Consider the following 21,045-nt stretch of genomic DNA (forward strand, 5'->3'; position numbering starts at 1 on the left):
CCGCGCCCCCTGTCACTGTGCATCGACGCCGATCACCATCCGTGATCGCGACACCGTCAGTACCGCTGTGTCTTGCGACACAGCCGCACCCAAGGTGAACGACCAGATTTTCGTTTGACCTGCCCACTGGTCTCAATCGATGACCCCGGAGATTCCCAGACCGATCGTTGGGCCACCGTGGGAGGCGCCAATCCCCATCCCGACACTCCAGCGGCCAGTATCAGCGGTTCGTCGTACGCTCACACCTAGTGCCGATTCTCCGTTGTAGTAGCCAGTCCCCACATGATAGGTGAGCTTTCCTGCGACATAGGGTGCATCGCCCATGGCGGCCAGGGCCGCGATCCCCGCACTGGCATCTCGCTCTACTTCGTCAATCTTGTGGTCGAGTTGGTTGTAGTCGGAAGTGAACTTACGGTTCAGTTCATTGAGCTGCGACATGTTGACCGCATCGGTGGGTGCCGAACCGGCAGCCACGTTATGCAACTGGGTGGGGCCACTGCCATTGCCCAGGCTGACAGAGTGGTAGTCGACGCTGCCATCCTCGCTACGATCGTAGTTGACCGCTCCCTCTTGCACGGCACTGAGCTGGCGCACATTGACCGCATCGGTGTCCTCGGTGCCCCCCGCGACGTGGGTGATCTGACGTTCACCACCCTCGCTGCCGACCGCAACAGCTCCCTTGGATGACTCCACCGCCACGTGCGAAAAGGCTTCCTCCTCCCCCTTCATGCCTTCTCTATCGGCCACAGCGCCATCACCAAGTGCAACACCTCCTTCAGCTTGTGCCTTGGCGCCACCTCCGATGGCAACGGTGTCTGCAGCACTAGTAGTGGCAGCGTCTCCCTGCGAATTCGCCTGGAAGTACTTGGTGTCCTGACCACTCAGTGCCAGGTCGCCGATATCCTCCATCAAGTCCCAGATCTGACCACCATTGACCGCATCAGTACTGCCTTGATGGATATCGCCTTCGGCCAGATTGCTGATCACGGTACCACCGTCGGCACCAGCCAGAGTGATCTTTCCCTGGTTGGAATCTGGGTCATATTGCACGACATTCTGGGCCGGGTTGCCACTGCCTCCCCCCAAGCTGTCGAGGGTCGTCTGGATATCACCGACATCGCCTTCAAGATTGGTGAGACGACCATTGGTGGCGTGGAGCTGACTGCCGTTGACCGCCTCTAGACTGGTGTCGGAAAGCGACCCATCCGCAATATTACCGAGCACGGTACCGCCGAAGGCTCTACCAGGCGACTTCAGGGTTACGTGGTTCCAGTCGACGCTGCCGTCGTTGAAGTGGTCATACGCCACCACTTCCTCAAGCGCCTTATTGGTCGCATGGAGCTGGCTGCCATTGACCGCATCGGTACTGGTAGCGGAGATTCGACCCGCGGCCAGGTGGGTCAAGGTTCGCTCCTGCCCTTCGTCACCGATGCTGACGGTAGCAATGGGGTTTGTGCCGGCGTATTCATGCTGTTCACCGAAGATAATGCCTGACTCGGTGCCTATTGCCTCCTGTGAGGTCGACTGGGCCCCCAGCGCCACATCCATAGCCTGATTGGCGCTGGCTCCAGCACCCAGGGCCATCGCCTGCTCGCCCGAGGACACTGCCGTACTACCGACCGCAATCGCATCTTCCAGCAGGGTGTGGCTCTGGTCGCCAATGGCAACCGCACCGGCTGCCCCTATCTCCACCTTGGCGCTCACCCCCATACCGATGGCGTCATCGCCATTGACCGTGGTATCAGGCCCAATGGCGATGGAGCCTTCGCCGGTGGCGAGGGCGTCGACTTCCCCTCCCCCGTTGGCATGAAAATACAGCGATCCCGTATCCGAGAGCGACCCCACGGCCCCCTTGAGCTGACGCATGGTCACCGCATCGTGATCCTCGATACCATCGGCGATGTTGATCAACTGGCGATACTCACCGTCCCGCCCCACGGAGACCGCTCCCATTAGATCGGCGTCCGAAGTGTTGTACTGAATGGTGGCATTGCCCACGACGATCTGGCCGGAAACCTTCGCCACCTCGCGGTTCGCGATCGCTCCGCTGCCCAGTGCCACGCCGCCAAACACCGAGCTTGAAGCGCCATTGCCGATGGACACCGCATTGGTTGCCGACGACACCGCCGCCGGCCCCATCGCCAGGCTGTCGGTGCCGCTGGCACTGGCGCCGCTACCGCTGGATTTTGCCTGGTAGTAGATGCTGTCGGCGGCGATATCCCCCAGGTTGGTGGTGAGATTGGCGATATCGCCTTCGTTCTGGGTCACGCGCACATTCGTCGCGTTCAACTGACGACCGGTGACCGCATCGGTGCTGTCGGTGGACAGGGTGGCGTCGGTCAGATTGGTGATTCGGGTTCCGGTATCACCGGCCAGGGTGATGCTGCCCTCATTGAGCGTGCCACCGGTACCGCGGTCGTAGACCACTGCGCCCTCGGCCAGATTCCCCAGGTTGGTGGTGAGGTTGGTGATATCGCCTTCGTTCTGGGTCACCCGCACATTGGTCGCGTTCAACTGACGGCCGGTGACCGCATCGGTGCTGTCGGTGGACAGGGTGGCGTCAGTCAGATTGGTGATTCGGGTACCGGCATCGCCGGCCAGGGTGATACTGCCCTCATTGAGCGTGCCACCGGTGCCGCGGTCGTAGACCACTGCGCCCTCGGCCAGATTCCCCAGGTTGGTGGTGAGGTTGGTGATATCGCCTTCGTTCTGACTGACTCGAGCATTGGTCGCGTTCAACTGACGACCGGTGACCGCATCGGTGCTGTCGGTGGACAGGGTGGCGTCGGTCAGATTGGTGATTCGGGTTCCGGTATCACCGGCCAGGGTGATGCTGCCCTCATTGAGCGTGCCACCGGTACCGCGGTCGTAGACCACTGCGCCCTCGGCCAGATCCCCAAGGGCCTGGTTGGTGGCATGGAGCTGGCTGCCGTTGACCGCGTCGGTACTGGTGGCCGAGAGTCGACCTGCTGCCACGTGGGTGATGGTGCGCTCGCTGCCGCTGGTGCCCACGCTGACCGTACCGGTCGGGCTGCTGCCGGCCAAGGCGTAGTCAGTACCGGCCACGGTGGCCGTGGTGGTGGCCACCGCCGCTTCCGTGGTGGCACCGTTACCCAAGGCTACGCTGTTGGCGACGCTGGCCTTCGCGCCATTGCCGATAGCCACCCCATTGGTTGCCGAGGACAACGCCGCCGGCCCCATCGCCAGGCTGTCGGTGCCGCTGGCACTGGCGCCGCTGGCGGAAGAGTTGGCCTGGTAGTAGATGCTGTCGGCTGCGATATCCCCCAGGCTGCTGGTGAGATTGGCGATATCACCTTCGTTCTGGGTCACCCGCACATTGGTCGCGTTCAACTGACGACCGGTGACCGCATCGGTGCTGTCGGTGGACAGGGTGGCGTCGGTCAGATTGGTGATCCGGGTACCGGCGTCACCGGCCAGGGTGATGCTGCCCTCGTTGAGCGTGCCGTCGTCGCTACGGTCGTAGACCACCGCACCGGCCGACAGATCCCCCAGGTTGGTGGTGAGATTGGTGATATCGCCTTCGTTCTGGGTCACCCGCACATTGGTCGCGTTCAACTGACGACCGGTGACCGCATCGGTGCTGTCGGTGGACAGGGTGGCGTCGGTCAGATTGGTGATTCGGGTGCCGGCATCGCCGGCCAGGGTGATGCTGCCCTCATTGAGCGTTCCACCGGTGCCGCGGTCGTAGACCACTGCGCCCTCGGCCAGATTCCCCAGAGCCTGGTTGGTGGCATGGAGCTGGCTGCCGTTGACCGCGTCGGTACTGGTGGCCGAGAGTCGACCTGCTGCCACGTGGGTGATGGTGCGCTCGCTGCCGCTGGTGCCCACGCTGACCGTACCGGTCGGGCTGCTGCCGGCCAAGGCGTAGTCAGTACCGGCCACGGTGGCCGTGGTGGTGGCCACCGCCGCTTCCGTGGTAGCACCGTTACCCAAGGCTACGCTATTGGCGACGCTGGCCTTCGCGCCATTGCCGATAGCCACCCCGTTGGTTGCCGAGGACACCGCCGCCGGCCCCATCGCCAGGCTGTCGGTGCCGCTGGCACTGGCGCCGCTGGCGGAAGAGTTGGCCTGGTAGTAGATGCTGTCGGCGGCGATATCCCCCAGGTTGGTGGTGAGGTTGGTGATGTCGCCTTCGTTCTGGGTCACCCGCACATTGGTCGCGTTCAACTGACGACCGGTGACCGCATCGGTGCTGTCGGTGGACAGGGTGGCGTCGGTCAGATTGGTGATCCGGGTGCCGGCATCACCGGCCAGGGTGATGCTGCCCTCATTGAGCGTGCCTCCGGTGCCGCGGTCGTAGACCACCACGCCGTCTGACAGATCTCCCAACGCCTGCACGCCTTCCGACAGTTCTCCCAGCGCCTGATTGGTGGCATTCAGCTGACTGCCGTTGACGGCATCCGTGCTGGTGACAGCTAACCGTCCAGCCGCTACGTGAGTAATAGTACGCTCGACGCTGGCTACCGCATTGCCCCCGCTATCGGTCGTTGCCGCCGAGCCAAGGCTCAGAGTGCCTGTCGGAGCCGCACCGGCGAAACTGTAGCTCTTGCCCGCGATGGTAGCCTGGGTGGTTCCCACCATCGCCTCGGTGGTGGCGCCGTTTCCCAAGGCCACGCTGTTGGCCACGCTGGCCTTGGCATTGGTACCGATGGCAATGGCGTTGCTGGCGGACGCCTCTCCGGAATCACCGAGCACCATGGAGTAGTTGCCACTCGCTTTCGACCAATTTCCCACTACATTGGTAGCGGCGCCGGCGACGGTATTTTGAAGACCTACTACATTGGCACCAGTAGCAGTCGATGACAGCGTGTTACTTGAGCCGAAAACACCGGAAAAATCGCTGGTCACGTTATTGGTATTGCCAACGACCCGGACTGCATTGCCTTGAACGGTATTGTTGAGACCAATCGCAGACGCATATGTCGATGCGCCTTCGATCTTGTTGGAAGTACCAATGGCAATCGCGTTCTTGGCGCCTGTCGATGTGGAGTTGCTCTCACCCAATGCAAGGCTATTGTCGCCATTGGAAACGTTGAGATGGCCAACACCGACACTTTTCGCGCCGTTGGCAACACTGCCTGATCCCAGTGCCGTGGAGTGGCTACCCGTCGCTTTAGCCGTGGCCCCAAGTGACGTCGCATTGGTCGCCGTGGACGTCGCCTTTGCGCCAATAGCAAGACTCGAGGTGGCGCTGGCAACGGACCCTCCGGTCAGGTCTCCGCCAATGGCAATGGCGTTTACACCTATCGCTTGTGCGCCGTTTAATCGAGCGACCGTGCCGCTAGACAGTGCCCCGCCACCAATAGCGACGCCATTCTTGCTTTTCGCATAAGCCCCACGCCCGATCGAGACACCGGCCAAACCGCTGGTAACAGCCTGATCGCCCAGGGCAATACCAGAATCTGCCGCCGCACTCGTGGTCGCATAGTAGCCCATCGCGATAGAGGCATCACCATCGCCAACGGCACCGGTGCCTATATGGATGGCAGATGCCCCCGCAGCGGGCTGGATGCCCACCGGCGCCAGATAACGATTGACGACAAACTGTTCAGGCTTGTCGGCAGGCGTCGACGGCTCACCTGGCATGACACATCTATCTTTAGTCGGTGACGTCAGAGGTATCATTGCCTCCTCTGACGCTATGTTGCGGACTTCACCTGCCACCGTCGGACAGTCATCAACGAGGGGGCCAGCCTCCGCTTTACTCGACCCCAGCCCAGGCGTGACAGCCGATAGAGACATCAGGATACAGGTGATACAAACGTTTTTTGTCCCACTTCTTGCTGTTTTGAGCGAGTTAACGAACAAAAAAGTACGGCCATCCAATTCACTCACTCCGACCTCCTTGCCACCAATACTTAGGTGACATCTTCGTGCGCCACCAAAACACTCACTTTCATCCGAAATCCATCTTCAACCACCCAAAACTCTCTTATAAAAATCCTGAAAACAGAAAAACGAATCAAAAAACCAATAGCGTGCAGAAACCCGACTTCTTGACTAAAAACTTTCAAAAAGAAACATGAATTAAAAAATCTACACGCGCAGCGCTGTCACTTCCATTTTTAAACGTGACACAGATCATTTCTTGCTTGTAATTGGCGCAGGACGTGCCAAATAAAGCACAAAAACTAACGGTCCGTTTCAGAAGCAGTACGGGCACTGGTGAGATTCATCTTTTCCCCCAGCCATAGCCAGGTGCCATCAAAACTGACGAGCGATGGTCAAATGAACAGGAATTTTCCCGACAACGCAGTACAAAGGAAGGGCAACACTATGTTGTACTGCGGTTAGACGCAGCCACATCAGGTACAGGGGGGGGCAGGACTTGCTGGAATACGAAAAACGTTGCCGCACACCTATCCGAGTCGACACTTCCCAGTACCCAACATCAGCGTAGCGCCAGGAACTTTAAGTCACTCGTGGGAGCCCAGCCATTGGTACAGACGTGGGCAGCGAAAAGCAGATCGCCCGGGCCAGGCCCGGGCGATCCTCTACATGCTTTCGGCGTTATCACCACTTGCACCACCGTCGTTGCATCATGCCCTTGCGGCAGTCAGCGCAGACCAGTGCCGGCAAGCGGCTGTCAGCTGAAATCGATGCCGATACGACGGCCGACTTCCTCGTAGGACTCGATGACGCTGCCCAGCCCCTGGCGGAAGCGATCCTTGTCGAGCTTTTCGCGGGTCTTGGCGTCCCACAGGCGGCAGCCGTCCGGCGAGAATTCGTCACCCAGCACGATCTTGCCGTGGAATACGCCGAACTCGAGCTTGTAGTCCACCAGCAGCATGCCGCCGTCGGCGAACAGCTGCTTGAGCACCTCGTTGACCTTGAAGGTCAGCGCCTTCATCTCGGCCAGTTGCTCGGCGCTGGCCCAACCGAAGCTTTCGGCCAGGGACTCGTTGACCATGGGATCGTGGAGCTCGTCGTTTTTCAGAAACAGCTCGAAGGTCGGCGGTGTCAGCGGCTCGCCTTCCTTGACGCCGAGACGCTTGACCAGACTGCCGGCGGCGATGTTGCGTACCACGCACTCCACCGGAATCATGTCGAGCTTCTTGACCACGCACTCGGTGGGCGACAGCAGCTCTTCCACGTGGGTGGGGATGCCGGCCTCTTCCAGCTTGGCCATGATGAAGGCATTGAAGCGGTTGTTGACCATGCCCTTGCGCTCGAGCGACTCCATGCGGCGTCCGTCGAAGGCGCTGGTGTCGTCACGAAAGTGCAGGATCAGACGATCCGGGTCATCGGTGGCATAGACCGACTTGGCCTTGCCGGCATAGAGTTCTTCGCGCTTTTCCATGGGTGCCTCCACAGGCAAATCAAAAAAAGGGGTTCAAGCAGGACCAGGGTCCTGAATCAGTGAATCGCTTGCCAATCCAGGCCGTCATCCTGGGCAGCCACGGTCAGGCGGGTCTCGTCGCCATCCAGCAGAGGCGTCAATGCCTCCAGAGCGAGTTCGGGGCGGTTATTATGCTCCGACAGGTGGGAGCAGACGATACGCTGCAGCCGATCCAGCCCCAGTTCGGTCAACAGCGCCGCAGCCTGGCCATTGGCCAGGTGCCCCCAACGTCCGCCGACGCGACGCTTGAGACTGGGCGGATAGGGGCCTTCAGCCAGCATGCGCACGTCATGATTGCACTCGAGCACGAGGGCATCGCAGCCACGGAAGGCCTGGCGCACGTGTTCGCTGGGGTGGCCCAGGTCGGTCAGCAGCCCCAGCTTCCTGTCACCTGCGGCGATACGAAACTGCACCGGCTCTCGGGCGTCGTGGGGCACCGTGATGGCGTCGACGTCGAGTCCCTTGATGGCAAAGCGCGACTGAGGGGTGATCCAGTGGGTCCGGGGCAGCCGGCCGAGCTTGCCGGATAGCCAGGTGCCCGGGGTCAGGTGTACCGGCAGGTCATAGCGACGGGCCAGGGGTCCGATGCCACGCACATGGTCGCCATGTTCGTGGGTGACCAGCAAGGCATCGAGCTGACGCGGATGGACACCCAGCCGCGCCAGCCGGCGTTCTGCCTCCTTGAGACCGAAACCGCAGTCCACCAGCAACATCGACTCGCCGTCGCTGACCAGGGTGGCGTTGCCCTTGCTTCCGCTGCCCAGGGAGGCGAAACGCAAGCCTCCCCGGGAACCATTGGCATGCCCGACGCTCATCAGCGCAGCAAGCCCTCCATGCGCTGCAGCAGCTCACGCTGGTCATCGCCGGAAAGCGGCTCGTCGTCGGCGCTACGTGCCTCCATCAGGGTTTCCCGGCCCTGGGGCGACAACCTGAGCTCGATGCGTTGCATCGACTCAAGCAGATCCATCGAGGTCAAGGAGTCGATGAAGCCACGGGTACGCTCGCTCTCGGTGATGTAATCGATCACGAAGCGCTTGCCGCTTTCATCCACGGAGACCAGCTCGCGGCGATCTTCCATCTCGAAGTTGTTCTCGAGCTGGAAGGCGAGCTCGGCGTAGGCCCGCTCGATGTCGAAGGGCATCACCATCACCCAGTCATCGCCGCGAGGCTCGAAGCGGACGCTGTCGGCTTCGGGGGCCTGCTGGGCCGACGCCGAGGCGATGCTGGCCGAGGCGCTACGCGCTTCAAAGTGACGCTGCAGAGAGTTCAGGCACAGCCGGTTGAGCTGGCCCGCGGTATCACAGCGCACCTCACTGGTGCCCGACCTGAGACCCTGGCGCAGTACCAGGCTGGCGTCGGAGGTCTCGATGACACCGCTGGCGCTGTCGCTGCGGGTGATCTCCAGCCCGCGCTGTTCGACGAAGCGCTCGAGCTCCGGCCACACCACCGCGGGCGCGGCCCCTACCACCAGCCAGCGATCGGCGTCGGTCTCGCGCACCGCCACGTCACCGGCGGCCACCGCGGTGCTGGCAGACAGCGTCTGGGGCAAGGGCGCGGCGAAGTCCCCCTCGCGGGCGTAGAAGTCCCCGCGAGCCTGAGGCACCGGCATGATATCGCGATAGCGGCTCTGGTCGCGGCTGCCGGGGAGGGTCAGCGGAGCCGCCTGACGGGCGCCCGCGTAATCCTCGTTGCGATCGTGATAGTGACCGTCCTTGGCACAGCCGGCCAGGGTCAGGGCCGCGATCATCGCCAGCGGCAGTCCTTTAAGCGCAGAATTCATGCATCCACCTTGATTGAAAATTGGGTCCACGACATCACGACCGGAGGCACGGTTCAGGCGTCAGTCCTCGATCAGTCCTGCCAGCTGCAGGGCTTCGCTGATGGTGGAGTGATACTTCTCGCTCAGCCAGGTCAACGGCAGGCGGATGCCGGGCTCGATGATACCCATGCGGTTGAGCGCCCACTTGACGGGGATAGGATTGGCCTCGATGCCCAGGTTGGTATGCAGGGGCAGAAGCCGGGTGTTGATCTGGTGAGCCTTGTCGCTTTCACCGGCCACGGCGGCGGCGCACAACTCGTGCATGGCCTTCGGCGCCACATTGGCGGTCACCGAGATATCGCCATGACCGCCCATCAGCATGAAGTCGCAGGCGGTGGCGTCATCGCCGGAGTAGAGCATGAAGTCGCTGCCCTTGAGACGTTCGATCAGGTCCTCGGCGCGCTCCAGGTTGCCGGTGGCATCCTTGAGGCCGATGATGTTGTCGACCTCGGCCAGACGCAGCACGGTCTCGTTGTAGATGTCCGAACAGGTGCGTCCCGGCACGTTGTACAGGATCACCGGCAGATCACTGGTCTCGGCGATCACCTTGAAATGCTGATACAAACCTTCCTGGGTCGGCTTGTTGTAGTAAGGCGCCACGGTCAGGCAGTAGTCGGCCCCCACTTCCTTGGCGTAGCGGGTCAGCTCCACCGCCTCGGTGGTGTTGTTGGAGCCGGTGCCGGCGATGACGGGAATGCGGCCATTGACCTCTTCGACCACGCTGCGAATCACGTCGAAGTGCTCGGCGAAGGTCATGGTGGTGGGCTCACCGGTGGTACCCGCCGCCACGATGGCGTCTGTGCCATTGTCGAGGTGGAAATTCACCAGTTTGCGCAACACTTCCCAGTCGATATCGCCGTTGGCCTTCATCGGTGTCGCCAAGGCGACAATACTGCCCGTGATCATCCTCGTTGTTCCTCTGTTGTCTGCCCTCCCGCGACCCTGACGATGGCGGTCGGGGTGAACGAATGTGGCCAAGGGGGTCGCGACCCGGGGAAGCGTGGTCGTGACCAGAGCACAAATGGTACTCAGGCGGCCATATCCTGTACAGCCGCGTCTTTACATGAAGAGCGTCATTGCGTGTAATCGGACGCCTATTTTTGCGATTCTGGAGCCACCATGACAGTGTCCATCGGCGAGCCGGTCCCCGACTTCAGCGCCAGCGCCACCGGCGACAACACCATCACCCTGTCGCAACTGCGCGGTCGCCAGGTGGTGATCTACTTCTACCCCAAGGCCAGCACCCCCGGCTGTACCACCGAGGGCGGCGACTTTCGTGACCACAAGGCAGACTTCGACGACGCCAACACCGTGGTCATCGGCGTCTCCCGTGACGGCATCCGTGCCCAGGAAAACTTCAAGGCCAAGCAGGGCTTCAATTTCGAGCTGATATCAGACAAGGACGAAGCCGTGTGTGGCCTGTTCGACGTCATCAAGCTCAAGAAGCTCTACGGCAAGGAGCACCTGGGTATCGAGCGCAGCACCTTCCTGATCGACAGCGAAGGTCGCCTGGCCAGGGAGTGGCGCAAGGTCAAGGTCAAGGGCCACGTGGAAGAAGTGCTGGAAGCCGCCCGCGAACTGCACGCCCAGTCCTGACACGCCGGCCCACGGATGCAAGCCTCGTCCTCCCCGGCAAAGAACGAATGCCCGGCCATTGGCCGGGCATTGTGTTTCGCCTCGAGAGCAGGGCTCAGCCGTCGGTGCCGGTCCCTGTACCTGCGTCAGAGTGGGGCGGCAACCTTGCCATGCTGCGCTCCTTGATCCCGCGAGGCCAGGCATAGACCAGCGCCTTCAACAGGGTCGCCAGCGGGATCGCGAAGAACACCCCCCAGAAGCCCCAGACGCCGCCGAAGAACAGCACCGCCAGGATGATCGACACCGGGTGCAGATTGACCGCCTCGGAGAACAGCACCGGCACCAGCACGTTGCCGTCCAGCGCCTGGATCACGCCGTAGGCGACGATCACATAGAGAAACTGGTCCCCCAGTCCAAAGTGAAAGCCCGCTACTGCCGCCACCGGCAGTGTCGCCACCGCGGCGCCGATGTAGGGCACCAGCACCGAAAAACCCACCAGTACCGCCAGCAGCGCCGAATAGGGAAGGCCAAAGAAGGCGAAGGTGAAGAAGGTCACGCTGCCGACGATGACGATCTCGGTGGCCTTGCCGCGTACATAGTTGGCGATCTGGCAGTCCATCTCCTTCCACACCCGGGTCATCAGGTCACGCTTGGCCGGCAAAAGCGACACGGTAAAGCCCACCAGACGGTCACGGTCCTTGAGCATGAACAGCACCAGGATCGGCACCAGCACCAGGTAGATGAGCAGTCCCAGCACATTGCCGAGCGACGCCAGCGACAGCGTCAGCGCACGCTGGCTCAATTGGGTCGCCTCGCGGCTGAGCACGGCGATCCAGTCCTGGACCAGGTCCGGAGTGATCAGCTGGGGGTAGCTCATCTGCAGGTCGTCCAGCATCTGCTGGCCGGCAGCAAACATCCGCGGCGCTTCCTGGATCAGGCTGGCGAGCTGGTTCCAGATCAGCGGCAGCAGGATCAGTGCCAACGCCAGCAGCACCCCGACAAAGGCCAGAAAGACCGTCATGACCGCCACCAGGTGTGGCACCTTGCGTCGTGTCAGGGCGTTGACCGCGCCCTGCAGCAGAAAGGCCACCACCAGCGCGGTGAGAAAGGGCGCCAGCATCTGGCCGAGCCATATCACCACCGCCAGCCCCACCACCAGCAACACCAGCAGCAGCACCGCCTCTTCATCGGAGAAGTAGTGATCGACCCAGCCGCGAAATACGCTACGCAGACTCATGCATCACCCGCCTTGCGCAACCAGTAGACATAGACCTTGTCGCGTTCTTCGCGACCTTCCAGCACGTGGGCGCTGTGCTCGGCAAAGCTTTCAAAGTCTCGCCAGGAACCGGCGTCGGTGGCCCTGACCTCCAGCACCTGCCCAGGCGACAGGCGCGACAGCGCCTGCTTCGCCTTGAGCAGCGGCAGCGGACACGGAAGTCCGCACGCATCTAGCACATCGTCAGGTTGCACTGCCATGATCTCTCCCGAGAGAATGCGATATCGGATCGCTGCACATCGCAGCGCCGTTGCCCCGAGGGGCGAGCCCTTGCGATTTAAAGGCACTTTTCCGGCTGAATCAATGTCCCAAGGCAACCCCCTCCAACGCTATCGACGAGGATTTCGATGCCCAAGCGCACGCTGTTTGCCGTCACCGCTCGCCCCGCGCGGGCACGCCGTCAGGCATCGCCTTGGCATCGTGGCCGCTGGCGCCCGATGCCGGGCCTGGCCCTGGCGTCGACGCTTGCCTTGAGCCTGAACGCCACCACGGCACAGGCCCAGTATCTGGACCAGGGCACCCTGCTCGATCAGCCGAGGGAGCTGAACCTGCCATCGCTGATGTCCACCGGCAGCAATGCCATCAGCGGCGAGGAAACCCGCCTTGGACGTGCCTGGCTACGCCAGTTTCGCGCCCACGTGCCGGAATGGCGCGACCCATTGGCCCAGCACTATGTGGAGACGCTGGTCGGCCGCCTGGTGCCTTACAGCGACCTGGGAGGCATCAACACCACCATCACCCTGGTCGACAACAAGACCCTGAACGCCTTCGCCGTCCCCGGCGGCGTGGTCGGCGTCAACACCGGCCTGTTCGCCTTCGCCGACCAGGAGGCCGAGGTAGCCTCGGTACTGGCCCACGAGCTGGGCCACCTGTCACAGCGCCACTACGCCCGTAGCAAGGCACGCGCCGAGCAGACCCAGGTGCCGGCCATGGCCACCATGCTGGCGGGCCTGATCCTGGCCGCCAGCGGCGCCGGTGACGCCGGCATCGCGGCCCTGGCCGGCAGCCAGGCGGCGATGATCCAGGACCAGCTGCGCTACTCGCGTCGCTACGAGGAAGAGGCCGACCGCATCGGCCTGCAGGCCATGGCCAGCGCCGGCTACGAACCCCAGGCGATGGTCGACATGTTTCGCTCCATGCAACGCCTGATGAGCCTCCAGGGCGGCACTCCGCCGGAATTCCTGCTGACCCACCCGATCACCGAATCACGCATCAGCGACACCCAGGCCAGGGTCAACCAGACCCGGGTGACGGGCTCGGCACCGGATGAACTGCAGTACCAGTTCATCCGTGCCCGGGCACTGCTGGCGATCCACGAGCGTGCGCCCAGCCAGGCGATGACGGTGATGCGCCAGGACCAGGCGCCGGCGGACGCCCAGCGCTATCTGCAGGCGCTGATCGACGCCCGGGCCGGCCAGACCGGCTCGGCACTGAATACGCTCGACGGACTGGCACGGGCACACCCGGATACCGCCCTGCTACCCGCCAGCGCCGTCCAGGTGGCACTGGAGGGCGGGCGCGTCGACGAGGCCATCGAGCGTGCCCGGCGTCAGTTGCGCCTGATGCCAGGCTACCCACCGACCAGCCAGCTGCTGGGCGAGGCGCTCTTGCAGCGCGACCCCGACGCGGCCTACCGGGAACTCCACGAACTGGCCCAGCGCCGTCCCGAGGACCCCACCGTGTTCGGGCTACTGGCGGAAGCCGCCGGGCGCAGTGGCCGCGAAGCCTGGGGCCATCTGGCCAGAGCCGAGCAGCTGCAGTTGACCGGTGAGATCGATCGCGCCATTCGCCAGCTGGAAGTCGCCGAGGCGATGGCCGAGCGCGAAGGCGACCTCAACGCCAGGTCAAGCATTCAGCGTCGTCGGGACGCCTTCCTCGACTACCGCCGGACCATGGAGAAATTCCGCTGAGCCGGAAGCTCCGCTGAACCCGACAGCGACGGACGCGGCGACGACACCGTGCTCAGGCGACGCAGCGCTCAGGCCAGCCCACAGACGACTCGGCCCATTAACAAAAGCGCCCACGAGACTCTCTCGTGGGCGTGGGCGTGGGCTCGTGGGCGTGGGCTCGTGAGCGCGGGGTGTCACCAGGAAAAGTAACGGCTGGCCTCAGGCCTGAAACTCCAGCATACGCGTCAGCGGCTTCAGCGCCTGGGTCCGCAGGGCGTCGCTGACCTGGATTTCACCGCTGCCCTCTCGCAGCGCGGCAGCCAGGTTGTCCAGGGCGTTCATCGCCATCCACGGGCAGTGGGCGCAGCTTCGACAGGTCGCGCCATTGCCCGCCGTCGGGGCCTCGAACAGGGTCTTGTCGGGCACCGCCTGCTGCATCTTGAAGAAGATGCCGCGATCGGTGGCGACGATCAGCTGCTCGTTGGGCAGCTCCTTGGCCGCCTTGATCAACTGGGAGGTGGAACCGGCGACGTCGGCCAGACTGACCACCGCTTCGGGCGACTCCGGGTGCACCAGCACGGCAGCGTCCGGATAGACCGACTTGAGGTCCTCGACCCCCTTGGCCTTGAACTCCTCGTGGACGATGCAGGCGCCGTCCCACAGCAGCATGTCGGCGCCGGTCTGCTTCTGGATATAGCCGCCCAGGTGCTTGTCCGGGGCCCACAGGATCTTCTCGCCCCTGGCCTTGAGGTGCTCGATGACGTCCACCGCGATGGAGGAGGTAACGACCCAGTCGGCACGCGCCTTGACCGCCGCCGAGGTGTTGGCATAGACCACCACGGTGCGATCCGGATGGGCATCGCAGAAGGCCGCGAACTCGTCCTCCGGGCAACCCACGTCCAGCGAGCAGGTGGCCTCCAGGGTCGGCATAAGCACGCGCTTTTCCGGTGACAGGATCTTGGCGGTCTCGCCCATGAAGCGCACGCCGGCCACCACCAGCGTATCGGCCTCGTGGCGTGCACCGAAGCGCGCCATCTCCAGCGAATCGGCGACACAGCCGCCGGTCTCTTCGGCCAGCTGCTGGATAGCGTCATCGGTGTAGTAGTGCGCCACCAGTACGGCATTGTGAGCCTTGAGCAGGCGCTTGATCTCTTCGACGCGCGCAGCGTCTTCCGAGGGAATACGGGTAGGGCAGTACGGGCGCGCGAGATGCTCTCTGATCTCGGCGCGAGAAGTCATGATCGTCATCGTGTCTACCACTGTGATCGACAGGGGATCCCCCTGCTGATGGGACAGTGCCGCGAACGCTCCGTTCGGCGACACGCCAGGAGAACCCTCGAGCGTGGAGCCCGGCGCCGATAGCGCCAGCGGCGACTCCTGATGCGGCGCTGGAAAGGCGTCACTGCCGCTCCAGACCCGCTGCCGGTGGTTCTCTCCCTCGCCCATGCGTCTATCGCAGCGGCGAGTCACTTGACAGTTTAACGCAGGCGGACGGTTATGCCGAGTCTCCACGCATGGCATCGGCGCAAGATTGCGCCTGAGGCATACCTGTTCTCGACTCCCTGCCGACACGATGGCATCGGCTCGGCGCGCCGTACTCGCGTCGCTTGAGGAACAGCCTGTTCAGGCTGACAGCGCCGTCGTGGCTGCGGCGGCGACTCCAACCGCGAACTGCGCAAACGAAAAACGGCCCCCGCTGCAAGCAGCGAGGGCCGTGAATCTGGTGGGTCGTGTAGGATTCGAACCTACGACCAATTGGTTAAAAGCCAACTGCTCTACCAACTGAGCTAACGACCCGATCATGACAGGACATCGTCCTGACCATGCACAGGTTCGGATGGTGGGTCGTGTAGGATTCGAACCTACGACCAATTGGTTAAAAGCCAACTGCTCTACCAACTGAGCTAACGACCCTTCCGAACGGGTGCAGATATTACGGATATGCCCCTTTCGACGCAAGTGTTTTTTTCGATTACCGTATCTTTAGCGCTTCTTGTCGCCGCGATCCGGCTTGCCGCCACGCTTCATCGTGTGCACCGGGCGACGCTTGTTCTTGTCGCGGCTCCAGCGATTCTTCTCGTCCGGCGTCAACTCAGGCACCTTGCGCGATTCGAGTCCCGCCAGTCCGGCCAGGTCGTCGACCTCGTCCTGAGAAAGCTCGGTCCACTCGCCGGCCTTGGCCCGCTTGTCGAGGAAGATGTTGCCGTAGCGGACCCGTTTGAGGCGACTGACGGTCAGCCCCTGGGACTCCCACAGACGCCTGACCTCGCGGTTGCGGCCTTCCATGATGACCACGTGGAACCAGGTGTTGATGCCCTCGCCACCGAACTCCTGGACGTCGCTGAAGCGTGCCGGACCATCCTCGAGCATCACGCCTTCGACCATGGCTACCACGTGCTCACGCTTGACCTCCCCCATGACTCGCACCGCGTATTCGCGCTCGATCTCGGTGGAAGGATGCATCAGCCGGTTGGCCAGCTCGCCGTCGGTGGTGAATAGCAACAGCCCGCTGGTGTTGATGTCCAGGCGGCCAATCGCGATCCAGCGCTCGCCCTTGAGGCGCGGCAGGCGGTCGAATACCGTACGCCGCCCCTCTGGATCCTTGCGCGTGCACAGCTCGCCCTCGGGCTTGTTGTACATGATCACCCGCCTTGGCACCTCGTCGGCGGCGCGCAGGGTGATCGGTCGGTCATCGAAACTGACCCGGTCACGGGCCTCCACTCGGTCGCCCAGGGTCGCCACGCTGCCGTTGACCTTGACCCGGCCATCGGCGATGGCGGCCTCCATCTCCCGGCGGGATCCTAGGCCGGCACGCGCCAGCACCTTCTGCAGTTTTTCGCTGGTGGTCGTCATTCGTCGTTCTCACTCTCTGTGGGTTCCACCCCCGAGGCAGCGTCATCATCGACGCGGCCCCGGGCGCGTTCGGACAGCCTGGCTTCCAGATCGGCAAAGCTCAGGCGAGCCCGTTCGGACGCCATCCCGGCGTGCTCGTCGTCGGCCGTCCCGGCCGTCGGTTGATTGACGTCGGGCGTTTGGCCCGCCGTCGTCTCGGCTTCCTCGCGGGAAGCCGTCACTTCATCCTTATCGGGCGATGATGCCTCGCCTTCCTCGGTCTCGCCTCTTTCGGTTCCCTCTTCAGCGCTTCCAGCTTCAGCGGGTTCACCTTCAACGGTGTCACCCTCGGCGGTCTCACCATCGTCGTCCAGCGGCTCGTCGGCCTGGGCCAGCAGCGCCGAGGGCGGAGGCGGTGGCTCGTCCTCGGTGTCGAACTGCTCGAACTGCTTGAGCTCGTGCATCGGCGGAAGTTCGTCGAGGGTCTTGAGCCCGAAATCGTCCAGAAAGCCACGGGTGGTGGCGAACACCGCCGGGCGTCCCGGCACGTCTCGGTGCCCTACCACGCGAATCCAGCCACGATCGAGCAGGGTGCGCATGATCGAGCCACTCACCGTGACCCCGCGGACCTCCTCGATATCGCCCCGGGTCACCGGCTGACGATAGGCGATCAGCGCCAGCGTCTCCAGCAACGCCCGGGAATAGCGCTGGGGGCGTTCATCCCACAACCGGGCGACCCAGTTGGCCAGCCGCGGGCGAATGCGCAGCTGGTACCCGGAGGCGGTCTCGATCAGCTCCATGGCGCCTCTCAGGTGACGCTCCGACAATCGCTCCAGCGCTTCCTTGAGCGCCCGTCGCGGCGGGCGCTCGTGTTCATCGAACAGCTGTTCGAGGCGGTCCAGCGCCAGCGGTTGGCCGGCGGCCAGCAGCGCCGCCTCTACGATGTCGTCCAACGCATCGGGCGTCTCCATCACGCTCATGCGGGCTCATCTCCCTGTGTCTTGTCAACCGACTGACCGATACGCCCATCCGGTTCACCAGCATCATCGAAGGCGCTGTCGTCGCCCGCCTCGTCGTCAATAGCGCTGTCCTCGGCGGCGCTATCATCAAAGGCATCATCCAAGGCATCACCAAAGGTATCGCCGAAGGTTTCGTCGTCGAAGGCGCTCTCGCCCTCGTCCTCAAGCCCTTCGTACGGATCTTCGTCGCCGTCCTCGGCCAACCTCGCCCTGACGTGGATCGGTGACATCGGCGCATTCTGGACGATTTCGATCATCGCCTCCTTGGCCAGTTCCAGGATCGCCATGAAGGTCACCACCACCCCGGCCCTGCCCTCATCAAGCGAGAACAGCGCCTCGAAGGGGGTGTAGTGCTCATGGGTCAGGCGCTCCATGATCGCCAGCATGCGCTCCCGGGTCGACAGCACTTCACTTTCGATCTGGTGGGCCTGGTTGAGTTCGGCCCGGCGCAGAATGCCGGCCAGTGCGCCAAGCAATTCATCGAGCTCGACGTCCGGGTGGATGACCCGGGCCTCCACCGGGGGCAGCGCCGCCCGGGCAGGAAACCAGTCACGTCCAACCCGGGGCAACTCCGCCAGGGCCTCGGCCGCGAGCTTCAGCCGCTCGTACTCCTGCAGGCGGCGAATCAGCTCGGCGCGGGGGTCTTCATCCTCGTCACCGTCTTCGCTTCTGGGCGGACGCGGCAGCAGGGTGCGCGACTTGATCTCGGCCAGCATCGCCGCCATCAGCAGGTACTCGCCGGCCAGTTCGATTTCCATGGCCTTCATCAGTTCCACGTACTCGATGTACTGGTGGGTGATGGCGGCCACATTGATCGACAGGATATCCAGATTCTGCCGGCGAATCAGATAGAGCAGCAGGTCAAGCGGTCCCTCGAAGGTCTCGAGAAAGACCCTGAGCGCCTCCGGGGGAATGTACAGATCCTCGGGCAGCTCGGTGATCGGCTCATCGAACAGGCGTCCCAGCACCTGGGCGTGGGCTTCGACCTCGGCGTGAGGGGCAGCACCGGCCTGGGCCTGCAAATCGCCCTCGGTGTCAGGCCGAGTCGCTGCACCTTCCTCGTCAGTCCCACCCTGGGGTTGTTGTGTCGTCGGCGAGTCGCTCACGCGTGGGGGACCTGGGTTGCCATGGTAGTGGTTACGATGAACAAGGGAGGATGCGGCCGCTTGGACCGAGGCGCCACCAATCCCCCAGTCTATCAAGCTCCGCGCGATCTGGCTAAATCAGCGAGGCCCAGTCGGTGCGTCAGGCGGCGCTTCAGTCGGCGCTGTCGGCAGTGCGATAGCGGCCGCGGTAGTCGAACAGCTTTTCACGCACCTGCCAGTGACGCCCCACCTTGCGCCCGACCACGAAATCCGGGGCCCTGAGTCTTTGCTGCTCGCGACATACCTGATCGGGTGACGTCGGCGACCAGGGCACACCGGGCGCCCGGGCGTGATCACGCAGAAACACCGCCTCGAAGGCCCGCCGCTGGGCGGGCGTCTCCAGTGCGAACCACTCGGCCAGGGTGGCGCCATCCTCATCATGGTAGGTGACCTTGAGCCGCGGCAGCCCCCGCCCATTGACGGTGGGCTCGAGCAGCATGCCGCTGACCCGCAGTACCCTGGCGTCCTTGAGCTTCAAGGCCTCGCGCAGCTTGTCATCGGCGTCCACCAGCAGCGTCTGGCACCCATGGCAGCGTCGGGCGGCGATATCGTTCTCGGCGCCGCAGTCGCCGCAGGTCTTGAAACGAAAACGAAAGTCGCACTGGCGCGCCCCTGGCTCGGCGGCGGCCAGCGCCCTGCCTTCGGCGTCGACCAGGCCCTGGCAGCGACGGCCGAAGTGTTCGATCACCAGCTCGCCGTCGCGCTTGCCCCAGAACAGGTTGGCGTGGCCACACAGCGGACAGGGCACCTGCACCGGCTCGCTGTCGCTGTCCGGCCGCGGGCTGCCCACCTCCGGCGCATACAGGTCCCAGGGGTTGCCGGCGTAGTCGAGGATCAGACAGTCGCGCTTGCCGGGCGAGAGCCTGAGCCCCCGCCCGACGATCTGCTGGTACAGGCCGACGGACTCGGTGGGCCTGAGGATCGCGATCAGGTCCACATGGGGCGCATCGAAGCCGGTGGTCAGCACCGAGACGTTGACCAGGTACTTGAGCCGTTTCGCCTTGAAGTCCTCGATCAGCCGGGTGCGCTCGTCGCTGTCGGTATCGCCGGTGATCAGTGCCGAGGCCTGTGCCGGCAGATAGCCGAGGATCTCCTCGGCGTGGGCCACGCTTGCCGCAAACAGCATGACACCCTCACGCTCCCGCGCCCGCTCGATCACCTCGGCGATGATGCCTGGCGTGGCCCGGTGCCCGGCCACCACGCGATTGAGCTCTTCCTCGCGATATAGCCCGCCGGTTCCCGGCGCCAGTTGCGAGAAGTCGTAGCGGGCCACCGCCGCATCCACCTTGAGCGGGCTTGCCAGGTAGCCCTGGCGCACCATCAGCCGCAGCGGCTGCTCGAACACGCAGTCGCCAAAGAAGCTGTCCGCGTCACCGCGCACCATGCCGTGGTGGTGGCGGTGGTAGATGAAGCCCTGGCCCAGCCGATAGGGGGTCGCGGTCAATCCCAGCACCTTGAGCGAGGGATTGCGAGAACGCAGATGGTCGATGACCCGCCGATAGGAGGAGTCCGCGTCCAGCGATACCCGGTGACACTCGTCGATCACCAGCAGGGTGAAGGGGCCATGGGCGTTCTGCTCGTCGCTTACCGCGTCCAGGTGGCGAACCACCGACTGCACCGAGCCGAACACCACCTGGCGAGCGCTCTCCTTGCGCCCGAGTCCGGCGCTGAAGATGTCCGCCTCGAGGCCGTAGGCCAGGTACTTGGCATGATTCTGCTCGACCAGCTCACGCACGTGGGCCAGCACCAGCACCCGCCCTCGGGCCAGGCGGGCCAGTTCGGCGATGACCAGTGACTTGCCGCTGCCGGTGGGCAACACCACCACCGCGGGCTCATCGGACTGACGAAAGTGCCCGATGACGCGTTTCACCGCCTCACGCTGATAGGGCCGCAGTTCTGGCCTGACGGAGGCGGGAGGCGACGATGGCAGGAGCCGGGACTCGGTCTGGGGCATGACGACGCCTTTCCTCTGCAGGGTTCGGCAAATATTGATCCAGGGCACATCAGCGTGCACTCGGCGCCAGTAGCATAGGCGCCTGCGCGTCGAACCGACGCACTCTACGCCAAGCGCTCGATGCTCCACAACAGGGCCGGACCCTCCCCACCCTCCGGGTAGCCCTGGGGCACCGG

General features: G+C 63.7%; 14 protein-coding genes, 2 tRNA genes and 1 pseudogene. 2 read left to right on the forward strand and 15 right to left on the reverse strand.

Annotation, left to right across the window (positions count from 1 at the left end; genetic code table 11):
• Nucleotides 1-132 precede the first annotated feature (132 nt).
• The 6 genes and pseudogenes from KUV74_RS07345 to dapA all read right to left on the reverse strand — a co-directional run bounded on the left by KUV74_RS07345 (nucleotide 133) and on the right by dapA (nucleotide 10,085).
• Nucleotides 133-4,719 carry a YadA-like family protein gene (locus KUV74_RS07345; protein ID WP_222516014.1) on the reverse strand — a complete coding sequence of 1,529 codons (4,587 nt, stop codon included), beginning with the start codon at nucleotides 4,717-4,719 and terminating at the stop codon, nucleotides 133-135.
• Nucleotides 4,720-5,073: 354 nt separating this feature from the next.
• Nucleotides 5,074-5,763, reverse strand: a pseudogene (locus KUV74_RS21040) (hypothetical protein); the annotation flags it as partial.
• An 844-nt stretch (nucleotides 5,764-6,607) separates the two neighbouring features.
• Complete coding sequence (gene purC, locus KUV74_RS07350) at nucleotides 6,608-7,321, reverse strand: phosphoribosylaminoimidazolesuccinocarboxamide synthase (RefSeq protein WP_045992003.1); 714 nt, start codon at nucleotides 7,319-7,321, stop codon at nucleotides 6,608-6,610.
• 56 nt (nucleotides 7,322-7,377) lie between these two features.
• Nucleotides 7,378-8,175 carry an MBL fold metallo-hydrolase gene (locus KUV74_RS07355; protein ID WP_045992002.1) on the reverse strand — a complete coding sequence of 266 codons (798 nt, stop codon included), beginning with the start codon at nucleotides 8,173-8,175 and terminating at the stop codon, nucleotides 7,378-7,380.
• Nucleotides 8,175-9,140 (reverse strand): lipoprotein-34, encoded by a 966-nt coding sequence (locus KUV74_RS07360; RefSeq protein ID WP_222516015.1) that lies wholly within the window; start codon nucleotides 9,138-9,140, stop codon nucleotides 8,175-8,177. Before KUV74_RS07360 ends, KUV74_RS07355 begins: the two co-directional genes overlap by 1 nt.
• A gap of 60 nt (nucleotides 9,141-9,200) precedes the next feature.
• The gene (gene dapA / locus KUV74_RS07365) at nucleotides 9,201-10,085 is read right to left on the reverse strand and encodes a 4-hydroxy-tetrahydrodipicolinate synthase (protein WP_045992000.1); all 885 of its coding nucleotides are present in this window, start codon (nucleotides 10,083-10,085) and stop codon (nucleotides 9,201-9,203) included.
• A gap of 213 nt (nucleotides 10,086-10,298) precedes the next feature.
• Between dapA and KUV74_RS07370 the strand changes: the two genes are divergently transcribed.
• Nucleotides 10,299-10,775: a peroxiredoxin gene (locus KUV74_RS07370; protein WP_108449973.1), complete on the forward strand. Its 477-nt coding sequence runs from the start codon at nucleotides 10,299-10,301 to the stop codon at nucleotides 10,773-10,775.
• A gap of 94 nt (nucleotides 10,776-10,869) precedes the next feature.
• Here the strand turns inward: KUV74_RS07370 and KUV74_RS07375 are convergent, their stop codons facing one another.
• Nucleotides 10,870-11,991 (reverse strand): AI-2E family transporter, encoded by a 1,122-nt coding sequence (locus KUV74_RS07375; RefSeq protein ID WP_045991998.1) that lies wholly within the window; start codon nucleotides 11,989-11,991, stop codon nucleotides 10,870-10,872.
• A complete protein-coding gene (locus KUV74_RS07380) occupies nucleotides 11,988-12,230 on the reverse strand; it encodes a sulfurtransferase TusA family protein (RefSeq protein WP_045991997.1) in 243 nt (80 codons plus the stop codon). Before KUV74_RS07380 ends, KUV74_RS07375 begins: the two co-directional genes overlap by 4 nt.
• A 147-nt stretch (nucleotides 12,231-12,377) precedes the next feature.
• Between KUV74_RS07380 and KUV74_RS07385 the strand changes: the two genes are divergently transcribed.
• On the forward strand, nucleotides 12,378-13,940 hold the full coding sequence (locus KUV74_RS07385) for a M48 family metalloprotease (protein WP_261395182.1): 1,563 nt from the start codon (nucleotides 12,378-12,380) through the stop codon (nucleotides 13,938-13,940).
• A 198-nt stretch (nucleotides 13,941-14,138) separates the two neighbouring features.
• Here KUV74_RS07385 and nadA read toward each other — a convergent pair whose 3' ends face one another.
• The 7 genes from nadA to KUV74_RS07420 form a co-directional block, all read right to left on the reverse strand.
• Entirely contained in the window at nucleotides 14,139-15,167 is a 1,029-nt protein-coding gene (gene nadA / locus KUV74_RS07390; RefSeq protein ID WP_045992009.1) for a quinolinate synthase NadA, read from the reverse strand.
• Between the two features lie 473 nt (nucleotides 15,168-15,640).
• Nucleotides 15,641-15,716: transfer RNA gene (locus KUV74_RS07395), tRNA-Lys, on the reverse strand.
• Between the two features lie 41 nt (nucleotides 15,717-15,757).
• A tRNA-Lys gene (locus KUV74_RS07400) sits at nucleotides 15,758-15,833 on the reverse strand.
• A 69-nt stretch (nucleotides 15,834-15,902) separates the two neighbouring features.
• Nucleotides 15,903-16,772: a 23S rRNA pseudouridine(2605) synthase RluB gene (rluB, locus tag KUV74_RS07405; RefSeq protein WP_045991996.1), complete on the reverse strand. Its 870-nt coding sequence runs from the start codon at nucleotides 16,770-16,772 to the stop codon at nucleotides 15,903-15,905.
• On the reverse strand, nucleotides 16,769-17,731 hold the full coding sequence (scpB, locus tag KUV74_RS07410; RefSeq protein ID WP_222516016.1) for an SMC-Scp complex subunit ScpB: 963 nt from the start codon (nucleotides 17,729-17,731) through the stop codon (nucleotides 16,769-16,771). The genes rluB and scpB overlap by 4 nt, the downstream gene beginning before the upstream one ends.
• Nucleotides 17,728-18,792, reverse strand: a complete 1,065-nt coding sequence (locus tag KUV74_RS07415) for a segregation and condensation protein A (protein ID WP_222516139.1) — start codon at nucleotides 18,790-18,792, stop codon at nucleotides 17,728-17,730. Before KUV74_RS07415 ends, scpB begins: the two co-directional genes overlap by 4 nt.
• Nucleotides 18,793-19,027: 235 nt before the next feature.
• Entirely contained in the window at nucleotides 19,028-20,869 is a 1,842-nt protein-coding gene (locus KUV74_RS07420) for a DEAD/DEAH box helicase (protein WP_222516017.1), read from the reverse strand.
• Between the last annotated feature and the right edge of the window lie 176 nt (nucleotides 20,870-21,045).

This window comes from Halomonas sp. DP1Y21-3, from assembly GCF_019801245.1.
Taxonomy (GTDB): domain Bacteria; phylum Pseudomonadota; class Gammaproteobacteria; order Pseudomonadales; family Halomonadaceae; genus Halomonas; species Halomonas litopenaei.

Coding starts and splice junctions, on each gene's coding strand:
- KUV74_RS07420 (WP_222516017.1), bottom strand. CDS start 20,869: ATGCCCCAGACCGAGTCCCGGCTCCTGCCATCGTCGCCTCCCGCCTCC.
- KUV74_RS07370 (WP_108449973.1), top strand. CDS start 10,299: ATGACAGTGTCCATCGGCGAGCCGGTCCCCGACTTCAGCGCCAGCGCC.
- nadA (WP_045992009.1), bottom strand. CDS start 15,167: ATGACGATCATGACTTCTCGCGCCGAGATCAGAGAGCATCTCGCGCGC.
- dapA (WP_045992000.1), bottom strand. CDS start 10,085: ATGATCACGGGCAGTATTGTCGCCTTGGCGACACCGATGAAGGCCAAC.
- scpB (WP_222516016.1), bottom strand. CDS start 17,731: ATGAGCGTGATGGAGACGCCCGATGCGTTGGACGACATCGTAGAGGCG.
- KUV74_RS07375 (WP_045991998.1), bottom strand. CDS start 11,991: ATGAGTCTGCGTAGCGTATTTCGCGGCTGGGTCGATCACTACTTCTCC.
- purC (WP_045992003.1), bottom strand. CDS start 7,321: ATGGAAAAGCGCGAAGAACTCTATGCCGGCAAGGCCAAGTCGGTCTAT.
- KUV74_RS07385 (WP_261395182.1), top strand. CDS start 12,378: ATGCCCAAGCGCACGCTGTTTGCCGTCACCGCTCGCCCCGCGCGGGCA.
- rluB (WP_045991996.1), bottom strand. CDS start 16,772: ATGACGACCACCAGCGAAAAACTGCAGAAGGTGCTGGCGCGTGCCGGC.
- KUV74_RS07355 (WP_045992002.1), bottom strand. CDS start 8,175: ATGAGCGTCGGGCATGCCAATGGTTCCCGGGGAGGCTTGCGTTTCGCC.
- KUV74_RS07345 (WP_222516014.1), bottom strand. CDS start 4,719: ATGGTGCTCGGTGATTCCGGAGAGGCGTCCGCCAGCAACGCCATTGCC.
- KUV74_RS07360 (WP_222516015.1), bottom strand. CDS start 9,140: ATGAATTCTGCGCTTAAAGGACTGCCGCTGGCGATGATCGCGGCCCTG.
- KUV74_RS07380 (WP_045991997.1), bottom strand. CDS start 12,230: ATGGCAGTGCAACCTGACGATGTGCTAGATGCGTGCGGACTTCCGTGT.